The organism is Novosphingobium sp. HII-3 (genome assembly GCF_002916655.1).
In the GTDB taxonomy this organism is placed as follows: domain Bacteria; phylum Pseudomonadota; class Alphaproteobacteria; order Sphingomonadales; family Sphingomonadaceae; genus Novosphingobium; species Novosphingobium panipatense.
Window position 1 is genome coordinate 1 of sequence record NZ_PPSM01000046.1, and the last position, 12,578, is coordinate 12,578.

Genomic DNA, 12,578 nt, shown 5'->3' on the forward strand with positions numbered 1-12,578 from the left:
CGTTGTTCTGCGCCGCCAGGATAAGCACCTTGAACATTGTCACGGGGTCATAGGGTGGCCTGCCACCCTTCGCTCCGTCCGAATAGCCAAGCCCGGCGTCGAGCACTGGCCGAAACGCCTCGAAATCGATGATCCGGCCCAGTGCCTCGAGCGGATCCCCCGTCTCGGAAAGCCGCCGCAGATGTTCGCCGATCGCGAAAAACCCCGACACCTTCATATCGCACCTCGTTTGCCGAGGCCGAGTGAATCATTTCACCCCGCAACACGCCAGAGGTTTTTGGGGGCGTCCAGCTCCGCCGCTCCGCGCGGCTTGTGCCGCGCGGGCCCCGGCCTCGGTTGTTCCCGGCTTCATACAGGTACGGGATTGCTCATGCCGAACATGATTGCCGCTTGGCGCACCGGCATGCCGCCACCCTCAATCTTCGCACCCAGTCGCGTAAATCCTGCGAGTAGCTCGAAGGCGATTGTCAATCCATCGCCTCTTCCTTCGTGGCGGTAGTCTACAACACACGATCTGCTCGTCGCGACTTTGCGCTTCGTTTCGGCTTAACGTCAATGTGCTCTTAAAGAGACTCCGCCGATTGACCATCAAGTGCAGAGCGCTGGACGCGCTGCGATGGCGAGGCGGCGGTTTTATCGTCTCAGATAAGGCGGGATGCGTTACAGGCACGACGAAGCGGCCGCTTTGCTTGCTGGCTGTAGTTCGCACGACTGCAAATTGACATAAGGCTCCTGGGAGCTGCCCGTTGACCCGCCTCCGCACCGCTCGGTTCAGAAACGTTTGGACAACTCGATTCCCCAGGTTCTCGGTAGACCGTAGAAGCCCTGAACTGCGTTTTGAGTCGATGACGGGAACGCGTTAGCTAGGACGGCAACGTTAGACAGATTGCGACCGAATGCCCTGGCTTCTATCCCGTTCTCCGAAGCAAGGGTAGCATAGGCGTTAATGATAGTGACCGAGTCTTGGCTCAATGATCGACTATTGTCCGGTGAGAAGTACACGCGCGAGGTGAGGTTGAGCTCTCCGCGTAACGTCAGTTCGGAGAAGAGTCCTGTAAGCGGAAGCCGGTACTCGGCTCCCGATTTTACAGTAAACTTTGGCGCGCGATTCAGTCTGTTTCCGGAGTAATCCTTGCCGGTGCCCGCCAGGAAAGTGCTGTATCTCGCGTCGAGATAGGAGAAGGCGACATTTACGCCCATCTTAGGCGAGGGCCTCGCAGCCGCCTCGAGCTCAAAACCATCCACCTTTGCCGTTGCCGCATTATCGAGGATGCTCGTATCTACGCCTCCGACAGTGACAAATCTCAGAACTTGCAAGTCTTTGTAGTCATAATGAAACGCAGAAAGGTTAAGCGTTAAAGTGTTATCGAGAACGCGGGACTTAATGCCAACTTCATAGGAGGAAATGTTTTCAGGATCCACTTCGTTGCCGCACACAGTCAGGTTGAACGCACCCGACTTGTTCCCTTTTTGGTACTGGGCGTACATCATGGTTCGGCTGGTAGCGTCGAATTGCAGCCCCGCCTTCGGGGTGAGCGAAGACCAGCTTTCCGCGTATCGCTCGTTCACGCAAGCCATGCCCGGTCCGGTTCCGACCGGGAAGCCAGGCAGTGAAAATCCAAAGGTTTGATCATAGATCTTGCGGTCCTTGCTGCCACGCAGCCCGCCGACCACACGGAAGCGATCCGATACGTGATAGGTTAGATCGGCAAAGGCAGCGTATGATTTGGTCTTTTCATCCGCTTTAGCAAAGAAGTTCGTGTTGGGCGCCGCGGCGCCAGGTATTCCTTCCGGAAAGTTGAAGGCTACAAAAGGCTTAAATCTTTCACGAAAAAAGAAGAGACCGGCGACAAACTCGATTGAGCCAACATCACCGCTTAGATTTATCTCCTGCGAGAAGCTTCGGCTATCCCCAGTGCGGGGCCCAGTCGTGGCGGGGTCGCCTACGGCGATGTAATTCAATGTGGTGCTGTCACCGTCAAACCGCGTACGATAATCTGAAGCTGCATAGCCCGTGATGGAACGCAGAGTGAAGCTGTCCGAGAGTTCCCAGCTGAGGCGACCGGTGAAAAGCTTTAGATCACGCGCCGTTCGAGGCACGTAATCATTGAAGACACGGTAAGGCTTGGTCGTGTAGCTAACCTGCCGATTGGGAAATACGAGCTCAAAGAAAGGGCCTTGCTGAACAAGGGCCTGGATGGGCCCCGTAAGTTTTTCACGAATATAGTAGCCGCTGAGGTCGGCTGACAGTGGCCCACCCGTACCCACCGAGACGCTGCCGTGTACATAAGTACGCTTGCGACCGTCGAGCCGTTCGCCAGATTGATCCCGGAATGCACCGTCATTCTCGTCATAAGAGGCAGCAAGACGGGCACGCACTGTATCGCCGATGATGGGGCCCGAGATATACCCGCGGAAGAGACGCTGATCGAAGGATCCAGCACCAACGGTGATGCCCGCCTCAAAGTCCTTTGTAGGCGTAGCAGAGATAAAGTTGATTGTGCCGCCGGTGGCGTTTCGCCCGTATAACGTCCCTTGCGGCCCGCGTAGAACTTCTACGCGCTCCACGTCAGTCAAATCAATCAGGGGGGCTGTCGCGCGCGGCTGGTACACTCCGTCGATATGCATGGCGACACTTGGTTCGCCGGCACCGGTAAGGACATCGAGACTGATGCCGCGGATCGCGAAAAGGGTGCTGTTCGCATGTTCGGAGAACTGCAAGCCCGGGACTTGTGCGGCGAGGCCCTCCGCGCTGCTAAGACCGCGTTCAACAAGCGCGTCACCTGACAAGGCCGTGATAGATGCGGCCACACGTTGAATGGATTCGCTACGCTTTTGAGCGGTAACTACGATTTCTCCCGACGCCGCTCCAACTGCTGCAGCTCTGTTTGCCGGCTGTGTAGCGGCTTGCCCCCAGGCGGCCCCACTCAGGAGGCAACTGGAGCTCAGCCAGGCGAGCATCAGGGCAGCTCGTGTATTAACGTTCATTAGAACCTCCCCGTTCTTGTTGGTTTCCCAGCAGGGCCACTTCAGATCGTGTCGCCAGCTCCGCCCAACGGCGCCGCCATATAAGGTTTCCGGCGCTGGCATTGCAATAAGTCATTTCGTTGTGGGCTCCTTCCTTCGCACTGGTAGCTGTGCGGCATCATGTGAGGGGTGACAGTGCTTGCGATCAGCACCACCGGCGACCATGCCGCAGCCGCGGAAAAAAAACTGGGTTTTACGAAGAGCAGCATCTCGCCGATTACGCATCGGCTTGATGTGTAAGGGCCGTGTTCGCCTTCAATCATGATCGCCGTATCCTATCATCTAGCGTGAGGCGTAGCACCGATTACCGAGCTATCATTTGTCTTCCTAAAGGCAGCCACAGACTCGCGTGAAATCTCGCGCAGGCGGTCTAGGGCATGGCTGCGGCGGCGTGCGCGAGCCTGCCGACGCGCAACAGTCTTCTTTGCTGTCGTAATGCCGTCCAACCATTCCGCAGCTCAAACGCCAGGCTCCTCGCGATCGATTTTCCGGTATTGAAGCTTAGCAATAGTGCAGAAAGCCGAGTGTTCATCTAAGTCGACCGGCATCTACGACTGGTGAAGCGACCGATGTGCCGTTGGAGCGCGCAATGAACTGCGGCTATGGACATCTCCTCCAGATTGATCTTCTCAGATACAAGCTGGGCCGTCTTCCCGCCATGCTGCGGCTGCGCGCAAATGGCGGGTGGTGCGCAGATGCAACGCGTAGATCACAAAAACTTCTTAGATCCTGCAGGCGATGGGTTGTGGTGTCCGGAAGGTTCATTTATGCTCACTCCCAAGCCGCATTACCGGTGAGATATAAAGTTTCAGAGAGGGAATATGATCATGATGGTTCAGCGTTGGGCCGGTTCCACTGCACTGGCAGCGATCTGTCTGATCGGCACTCCAGCACTCGCTCAGGAGGACGCGCAGAATGCTCAGCCTGGTACCGATCAAGCAGGACGAGGGCTCCAGGACATCGTGGTCACAGCGCAGAAGCGTAGCCAGAATATCCAGGATGTGCCGGCCACGATAAATGCTCTTAGCGCCGAGACGATCAAGGATCGCCAGATCAGCAGCCTGCAGGATCTTCAGAGTTCTATAGCAGGCCTTAAATTTGATCCAGTCGCAGGCAATAGTAACATCACAATTCGGGGTGTTGGCACCACGTTCACCACCGGCGCTGGTGAGAACTCGGTCTCACTTCACCTAGATGGCGTATACCTCTCGAGCCCGCAGGCGGCAGGGCTCGGTCAATTCGATTTGGGTGGTGTGGAAGTGCTACGCGGGCCGCAAGGTACGTTGTACGGGAAGAACTCGACCGCGGGTATTGTAAACTTTATATCGGCGGCGCCATCGCGAGAAATGGAGGCGGGAGCCACTTTAGGCTACGGAAACTTCGATGACGTTCGCGGGTCTCTTTACGTCAGCGGTCCTCTCACTGAATCGATCCGACTGCGAGTGTACCTGGATGCCGAAGACAGGGATGGTTACGTCAAGAACCTGCAAACGGGTCAGGAGCTAGATGATTTGCGCTCTCACAGTGCGCGAGTGGGTGCCGATGCTGATGTCACCGATAATTGGAGCATGGAGACGCGGCTAACCTATCGCCGTGAAGGCAGCAATGGTCCGTATCGTCAGCCTTATGATCTCAATCGCTTATCCTTGCCAATTCAAGATACGATCGTCACGCCTCGGCGGCTAAACTCGCCGACGCTATTCGACGGCAATCGCACGCTCGTCCTAGGGTCTTGGAAGAACACATTCGACGTGGCTGATGGGGTGACGCTTGTCTCTCTGACAGGCGCGTCCAAACTGCGGGTCAACTATAATTCTCTAGATTCCCTGGCCCAAGGCAATCCAAACGACCCCATCTTTCCTAACTTGAGCATTCCGATCGTGCAGCGGGTGCGAGTGTCTACCATTTCACAGGAATTTAATCTTAAAGGTGACACACGCGGTATAAACTGGCTCGCTGGTGCTTTCTATTATCGGGAACGAAACTCATCGACAGGAACCGTGACGCTTGATCCTCGTCTTCTAGGATCTCCCGTTGCATTGATTCGGCGATCAAGCGACGTGATCATTCGTGAAAGCGCCTCGATCTTTGCCGACGCCACTATCAGCATCAGCGATACGACCCGCATTTTCGGCGGTGCGCGCGGCCTCTACGAGCGGGCGAAGAACGACCTGCTCGTCACCTTCGAGCTGCCGGGCGGCCTCGTTGTCTCGACCGATTGTGCCCCTAACGATCCAAGACAACGCTTAACGGATTGGTCCGCGACGGGACGGCTAGGCGTACAGCACGACCTTTCAAACGACGTGATGGCCTATGGGCAAGTCTCGCGTGGATATAAGTCAGGCGGATTTTCCAACAATACGTGCCGTAACGAGTACAAGCCAGAAACTGTGAATGCGTTAGAGGCCGGACTAAAGACACGTTTCTTTGATCGTCGGGCGACGTTGAACATCGCGGCCTACTATTATGATTACAAAAACGTATCGATTGAGCAGTCGACTATCCTCGGCACCTCCATCGTCGGTGCGCCTAAGAGTGTACTCTACGGGTTGGACCTGGACGGTCGGGTTGCCGTAAATGACGTGCTCAGCTTTGATGGCAATCTCAGTCTTGTGCACAGCGAGTATAAGCGTTTCCTGTCGACAGGCGGAGCAGCCTTCGGAGACCTTGATGGCACAGATCTATCGGGCCGGGCCCTCAACAAGGCGCCAGGCGCGTCTGGTACCTTCGGGGCTCAAGTCGTTGTTCCAGTCTCCGCGGGTACGCTTACCCTCAGAGGTGAAGCATATCTGACAAGCGGCTATCGCTTGCGAGAGTACAACGACCCAGCCTTGCGGCAGAAGGGATACGAGTTGTATAATGCATACCTAACGTATGAGCCTAATAGCACGTGGACGGTGCGTGGATTCATACGCAACATCAGCAACACGGACTACGTTCTTGGCACGGTGTTGCAGCTGAACGGAGCAACCGGCTTGTTCAATCCCCCGCGTACATATGGAGTTGAGCTGTCGGTGAAAATGCAATGAGGCAGCCAACATTCGGCATGATGCTAACGATTCCGGACGAGATCGCATGACGGCGGCTGAAGATCTTCAGGGCTTCTACGACAAGTCGGTTCAGAATGCGAAGGCAGGCCATCCTGCGATGGACCCTCGCAGGCTCGCTGATTTCATCGCGGCGCAGGCCGGTATCGAGGGCCCAGTCGAGCTTGGTGAGTTTGCCGTCCCCAAGGCATCGGGGGCGACTAATGCTATTCTACTTTTTTCAGCGATCTTCGGTGAGAACGGCGAACGGCGCCGACGCGATCTGGTCGCCCGCTACTCACCCGGTCAGAAGGTCATTAAGCAAAAGAGCTTTTCGGACGAATTTTTAACACTCAAGGGCGCCTTTGGGCGCGGGCTCCCGGTACCGGAACCTCTGTGGCAGGATCCCGAAGGCCTATTAACAGGCTTTCCCTCTTTTGTTATGGCTCGCATCGATGGCACGCCACCCGCTGCGGCCATGTACTCCAAGGGACCTTTGGCGGAGGTTGGCCCGGAGCAGCGGAAGCGCATGATGCTTGAAGCTGCCGGCTTTCACGGCCGTTTGCGGAAGGAAGCGATCGGGCCCGAAGTCGTACCGCACCTGCTAGCGAGAGGAGCGGGTGCGACGGATATAGAACGTGAGCTCAACTGGTACCTACAGGAGGCCAAGCTAAACGCTGCTCCTGACGATCCAAAGTTGGCGGCGATCGTAGCTGCTCATCGCTGGATGGTGGAGCGACAACCTGCTGTAAGGGCTGGCACGTTGGTTCAGGGCGACTCCCAGATAGGCAACGTAATCTACAAGGATGGCACTTTGGCGGGCATCCTAGATTGGGAGTTGGCTTACTTAGGCCACAATGAAGCCGATCTCGCTTTGATTGCTTTCGTGACTGAGTCCATGAAGAGCCTCGATAAGGCCGTGGATGGAACTCCCACGGAAGGTGAGTATATTGCGCGCTTCGAAGCGGAGGCGGGTGCTCCGGTCGAGCACTACGACTACTTTAGATTGTTTCCTTTATTCAAAACTCAGTGCGTCCTCCTGTCAGGAAGAGAGCTCCATGACGACTTCGACAAAGTCTGGTCATTCTATCTAGGCATGCTCGAAGATGAAATCGCTCGCGCCAAGAAGATATACGGTCCCTGACGGTAGGAGGCACTTACGGCCGATAGTAGCATGGTCAATCTGATGATGGCGAAGAACAAGAAGGAGAGATGATGGAAACTGTTTTTTCAGATCATTGGGATTGTCCGCACCAATCTACCTCCGATCCGAGTTGGCAAGAAAGCGATTGCTACTGGTTTTACGACCACAAAGTAGGCGTCGGAGGTTTTCATCGTATCGGTCAGAAGCCCAACAAGGGCACGGGCCAACTCATGCTGTTCGTCTTCAAAGTCGACGGCGAACGCTTCCTGCTCAACGCGCCTGAACGCGCGGAGGTGGCCCTCGGCCCGGATGCCCGCCAGTCACGCAAGCAAGTAGTTGCAGGCCATTCGGCCGAGGCGTTGGGCGGTGGGCGTATGCGCTACAAGTGGAGTGAGCCTGAGTCGTCTGCCGAGATCGAGTTTTACGAAAGCTTTTACACTCCACGTAACTGGCCATCGAGCGCGAACACCGCTCATTTCGAAGACTCGGTTAATTCCGATGGCCATCTGGAGTGCGGTGGTAAGATTCGCGGTACGGTGAGGATCGGTAAAAATGAATATAACATCGACGCGCTAGCTCATCGTGATCGATCTTGGGGTAAGCGGAGCGACACAGCACCAATGATGCACCGCTACCGCATGTACACTGGCACTTGCGGGACTGATCTTAGCTTTGCTAGCTTCTTTCTCGACTTCAACGAAACGACGCCAGTGACGATGGGTTTCGTTGATAGGAATGGCATGCAAGAGCCGATAGAGAACTTACGCGTAGCCGTGACCTTTGACTATGATGGTCTAACGCCCCTGGGCAGCGTCGGCGTAATGACTCTAAAGTCGGGAGAGAAGATCACTATTGAGTCGAAGGTGGTTCAGGGGCATCTTACACCTATACCGGCGATTGGCAGCTTCTCGCAAGATAACATTTCTACGTTCGAGTACAATGGTAAGACTGGATTCGTAAACTTAGAACTGTCAACGAATCCCGGTCGAGGAAGCTATATACCCAAGCAAACGGACGTTAGCTTTCTAGTTGTCGATGATGGCCTGAGTAAAACGGCAGTCTACGAACTTTGAAACACTAAGGGCAATGGTATTGAGGCAGTCCGATATGTCTATGGTGCTCGCCTCTATATGCTTGATCCTAGCGTACTCCTTTTGTTGATCGAGAATGATATGAGCAATTCCGACCAGGAGATGATTGCGGCGGTGATGACCGCTACCAAGCCGAACTTCAAGGATATAGATCCGACACGAATTCGCGATTTTCTCAGTGGTCAGCCCGATGTGTCGGCCCCGGTGGAAATCGAGAATGTTCGCGGCGGAGGTGCGAATGCCGGGGCGTCTAGTGGCGTTGTGGTTTTCGACGCCAGGATCGGCGGTGACTGTGATACATTTGTGCTCCGCTATGCACCAATGCAGAATGAAGGCCGGATTTTCTTCGACTATGGTATGTCGGATCAGTTCGAACTGCAACGTCGCTTGAGCACCGCCGGCATGGCGGTGCCGAAAGGGCTTTGGGTCGATCCCGACGGGGCTGCGCTCGGCCTTCCTGGTTTCATCATGGAAAAGGTGGAAGGCGATGTCGCGCATGCGTCGCCGTTTAGCGCGGGGCTGATAGGAGATGCAGAACCCGACGTTCGGAAGCGTCGCATCCGTTCCATTTTCTCTGCATTAGCGGACGTCCACAAAGCTGACTGGCGCGCCATGGATTTGGAGCCATTCACCAAACGTGGTGCAGGGCGAACCCACTTCGAACGATATTTGAACTGGTATTGGACGACGGTCGAATGGGTCCGACCCGCACAGCAAAGTCGCCTCGATAGCGTGAGGCGATGGTTGTTTGCGAATCAGCCGAGCCACCACGTCGATGATCTAACTTTGATCCATGGTGATCCGAGCCTTGGCAACTACATGATTAACGGCGAGGAGGTGTCTGCGGTCATAGACTGGGAACTGGCTGGCATCGTTAGCCCGAGTTATGATATTGCGATGCAGCTCATGGCGAATGAGTATTACCGTGCCGTGTCCAGTCCAGAAGTCAGTGCGCGGATTCCAGATTCTGGTGCTTGGCTCGCCGATTATGAAGCTGTTGCGGGGCGCAAGCTGAGCGACCTAGAATTCTACAAGCGGGCGGTTGCGTTCACCCTTTTGACCGTGCAATTATCGATGGCCCGTAATGTTCCGGCTGACGGTATGAAGGCGTATTTGGATGGGCTTGAAACAGTGTGGGCTATCGCGGAAGGCGCGTGAGAGGAAAAGCGACTACTGAAGGCGGCTTCTCACAGGAACGTCGCGATAGCTAATCGATCAACCGGCATCGGCAAAAGCTGGCTCGCATGCGCGATCGGTCACAAGGCCTGCCGCGACAATCGCTCGGTCCTCTACACTCGCATGCCGCGGCTCAATGATGAGCTGACGGTAGCCAAAGGCGATGGACGTATTACCGCTCGGATGAAGAGCCTCGCCAGGGTCGAACTGCTCATCCTGGACGACTGGCGCCTGCAGCCGCTCGATGGCAACGCCCGGCACCACCTGCTCGAGTTCCTGGAAGATCGCTACGGCCAACGCTCTACGCTGGTCACCAGTCAGCTTCCGGTCGCCCGCTGGCATCAGAGGATCAACGATCCAACCTATGCCGATGCGATCCTCGACCGCCTCGTCCACAACGCTCACCGCCTCGAGCTCGAAGGCGAATCCATGTGCAGGCCCGCAACGCCAACTGCCGCTTGACCACATCACCGACATCGACAGCCAACGATCAGCCGCTTCAACTGCGCGCGATCAAATCGGAACGCTGCGCGGCATCAGATTGGAATGCCTGCGCGCGATCGTCGGAATCTGCAACGAGCGAGTGGAAGGAGGCACTATGGGCCAGTTACTCCATGGGAGCGCCACAACGACTGAGGCAATCCGTCGAGCGATACAGCATAGTGTAGAAAGCCTGAGAGCCCTGGCCAAGCGCCACGGCGTCAACCAGAAGACCATTGCTAAGTGGAAGAAACGGACGTCCACGGCCGAGCTGCCCACGAGTCCGAAGGATCCAAGATCGACCTGGCTGTCGATCGAGGAGGAGGCGGTGGCGGTCGCGTTTCGGCGCCACACGCTACTGCCGCTGGACGATTGTCTCTATGCGCTCCAGGTGATGATCCCGCATCGGACCCGCTCTTCGCTGCACCGATGCCTCCAACGTCATGGCATATCGCGGCTGCCCGAGATTGAAGGGGAGAAGACCGCCAAGCGGAAGTTCAAGAGCTATCCAATCGCTGGAGGGCAAGTGCCACGCCCTTGTAATCGACGGCTCTCATCGGCAGATCTCTTCTCGGCGGTGCCGAGTTTCCGGCCCTTTCTCTTCCGGTATATACAAGCTCAATTGTGCAGATCAGCCTCGCGGCAAGCGCCGCACTGACAGCCTCGTTACAGCAACGACTGCCTCGTTGCTGATATATACCACGAGCGCATCGACGCCGATGCATTGGCTATACCCACGAGAGCATGTCACTCCATGCTGGGCGTGCGCTGCGCAAGCATTACTGCATCGATACACAGCCTGCAGGGAGGGCCTGACTGTGGCGCGCGTACCGTCTTTAAGTCTTGATCATAGTGAAATTGAGCGGTAATAAGGAGATCGTAGGAAGTTGCCGAGCAGAAGCGCCACTGGTTTATAGGCGAACATCTTTCCGCTACTTCCCACGGGTGATGTATCCCTGTCTACGAAAGGCTGCAGACTAGGAAAGCGTGGAAAGATTACGCTATCGTCTGCCTATAGAAATCTTGTTTGATCTGCGTCAAATGCAAGATTGACTACAATGCGGCGTTAGGGGATCATCGTCGGTGGGAGAGGAGAATGAAGCCCACTGAGACTATCAAGCGGGCAATCCGTGCGGATGTGCCGCTGACAGAGTGTCTGGTGCGAACGGCGCTAGCGATCGCGATCCCGACGAGTGCCCGATGGATCATCGACAATGGCGCTTATGGTTCACCGTTTCTGCTCTACTTTCCAGCAGTGCAGGCGATAGCCACCTTTCTTGGTTGGCGTTGGGGTGTGGCAACCGCTTTGGGAAGTGCTGTCGCGGGCGCATACTTCTTCATGCCCGAGCTGAGCGGACCCGTGATTGGCGCCGATCACGCCGTCAGCATCGGGCTTTTTGCGCTTGCCGTAAGCCCGATGATCGTAATGGGCCAAGTTTTGCGCCAATCGGTTCTCGAGAACTACGAGCGGGCTCGCCAGAATGAAGAGTTCAACAAAGAACTGCAGCATCGAACCAAGAACTCGATTCAGATGGTCAGCGCCCTCGTGTCGCAAGCCAGGAAGGCACCCGATGCGGCAGCATTCTACGATAAACTGGCGGCGCGCTTGGGTGCGCTGGCGAAGGCGAACGAGTTGCTCCGATATGGAGTGCTTAGCTCTTGTGACATGCAGGAATTGGTATCCGGAGCCGTTGCACCCTACGCTCGTGATCAGGTCGCGATACATGGGCCAAGCTGTTCGATTGCGAAGAACGCATGCACGCCGCTCGTCATGGCGCTGCACGAACTCGGCACCAATGCTCAGAAGTACGGAGCCTTGTCCGTTCCGGAGGGCCAAGTCGATATCAGTTGGGATGTCTCAGGTAGCGAGATCGTGGTCAACTGGCGGGAGCAGGGTGGGCCTGTCGTGCGCCAACCAGCGCACACGGGTCTCGGTACTCGGCTGATCACGCAACAGTCCCAATTCCGGGCCGTGTCGCTCGATTTCCGCTCTGACGGCTTGACGTGCGTAATAAGATTAGCTGCCGAGAGGTAGCAGACGTGAACATCGGGTGGACTGTCTGTCCGAACGCAACGACCACTGTTAATCGCCAGATGCAATGTCACAGGTGAGGATGGGGAGAGCATACGGTGGGTCCGCTTAGCTCAACCAACATCGCACAATCGGCACTGAAAGCATCGGGTTCAGCAATCCAAATGCTCGAAGGAAGTCAGGATCGGGCATGGCCCGTTGGAGCTGGTGCCGCATTGTTGAGCCAGCCGGCGAAGCGATGCGCGAGCCTGCTTCAGTTCCGCAACCTTGGCGGCGAGCGCGGCTATTTGCTTATCTGTAACTTCACGCGCTCGTGCTCGGGCAATCAAGGCGGTATACCTCAACAAGCGTGAGCTAAACCCTGTGGGTGGATCCAGCAACATTCCGGTTTAGTTCATTTCGCTTACCGAGAACCTGATTATGGTCGTGATGGCTGCTTAAGTGAGCTGTTGACGCTGGGTCTGGCGAGCAGAGCGTGTGGAGCGGCGTGCAAAATTGACCCCCTTAGCGGGGTGATCGGCGTCTAAAATTGACCCCCTTCATCTCATCATGAGAAGCGCCGCCGTTTGGGTTCCGGACGGCGGGTACAGGGATGTTGGTTG

Annotated in this window: 7 protein-coding genes and 3 pseudogenes; 7 read left to right on the forward strand and 3 right to left on the reverse strand. The window is 56.1% G+C overall.

Features of this window, described 5'->3' with window-relative positions; all coding sequences use genetic code 11:
* From C2R25_RS15135 to C2R25_RS20515, 3 genes and pseudogenes are all read right to left on the reverse strand, one after another.
* Positions 1-217: pseudogene (locus tag C2R25_RS15135) on the reverse strand (IS5/IS1182 family transposase); the annotation flags it as partial.
* A gap of 554 nt (positions 218-771) precedes the next feature.
* Positions 772-2,811 (reverse strand): TonB-dependent receptor, encoded by a 2,040-nt coding sequence (locus tag C2R25_RS15140; protein WP_158250687.1) that lies wholly within the window; start codon positions 2,809-2,811, stop codon positions 772-774.
* Between the two features lie 218 nt (positions 2,812-3,029).
* Positions 3,030-3,290, reverse strand: coding sequence for a hypothetical protein (locus C2R25_RS20515; protein ID WP_158250688.1), 261 nt, complete (start codon positions 3,288-3,290; stop codon positions 3,030-3,032).
* A gap of 564 nt (positions 3,291-3,854) precedes the next feature.
* Between C2R25_RS20515 and C2R25_RS15145 the strand changes: the two genes are divergently transcribed.
* From C2R25_RS15145 to C2R25_RS15175, 7 genes and pseudogenes are all read left to right on the forward strand, one after another.
* A complete protein-coding gene (locus C2R25_RS15145; protein WP_158250689.1) occupies positions 3,855-6,056 on the forward strand; it encodes a TonB-dependent receptor in 2,202 nt (733 codons plus the stop codon).
* 46 nt (positions 6,057-6,102) lie between these two features.
* The gene (locus C2R25_RS15150; RefSeq protein ID WP_103730011.1) at positions 6,103-7,197 is read left to right on the forward strand and encodes a phosphotransferase family protein; all 1,095 of its coding nucleotides are present in this window, start codon (positions 6,103-6,105) and stop codon (positions 7,195-7,197) included.
* Positions 7,198-7,268: 71 nt separating this feature from the next.
* Positions 7,269-8,270 carry a hypothetical protein gene (locus C2R25_RS15155; RefSeq protein WP_146049677.1) on the forward strand — a complete coding sequence of 334 codons (1,002 nt, stop codon included), beginning with the start codon at positions 7,269-7,271 and terminating at the stop codon, positions 8,268-8,270.
* A gap of 99 nt (positions 8,271-8,369) precedes the next feature.
* Positions 8,370-9,446, forward strand: a complete 1,077-nt coding sequence (locus tag C2R25_RS15160) for a phosphotransferase family protein (RefSeq protein ID WP_158250691.1) — start codon at positions 8,370-8,372, stop codon at positions 9,444-9,446.
* Positions 9,447-9,491: 45 nt separating this feature from the next.
* Positions 9,492-9,926, forward strand: a pseudogene (locus C2R25_RS15165) (ATP-binding protein); the annotation flags it as partial.
* A gap of 136 nt (positions 9,927-10,062) precedes the next feature.
* Positions 10,063-10,458, forward strand: a pseudogene (locus C2R25_RS15170) (IS481 family transposase); the annotation flags it as partial.
* Positions 10,459-11,040: 582 nt separating this feature from the next.
* Positions 11,041-11,979 carry a sensor histidine kinase gene (locus C2R25_RS15175; protein WP_103730014.1) on the forward strand — a complete coding sequence of 313 codons (939 nt, stop codon included), beginning with the start codon at positions 11,041-11,043 and terminating at the stop codon, positions 11,977-11,979.
* Positions 11,980-12,578 lie beyond the last annotated feature (599 nt).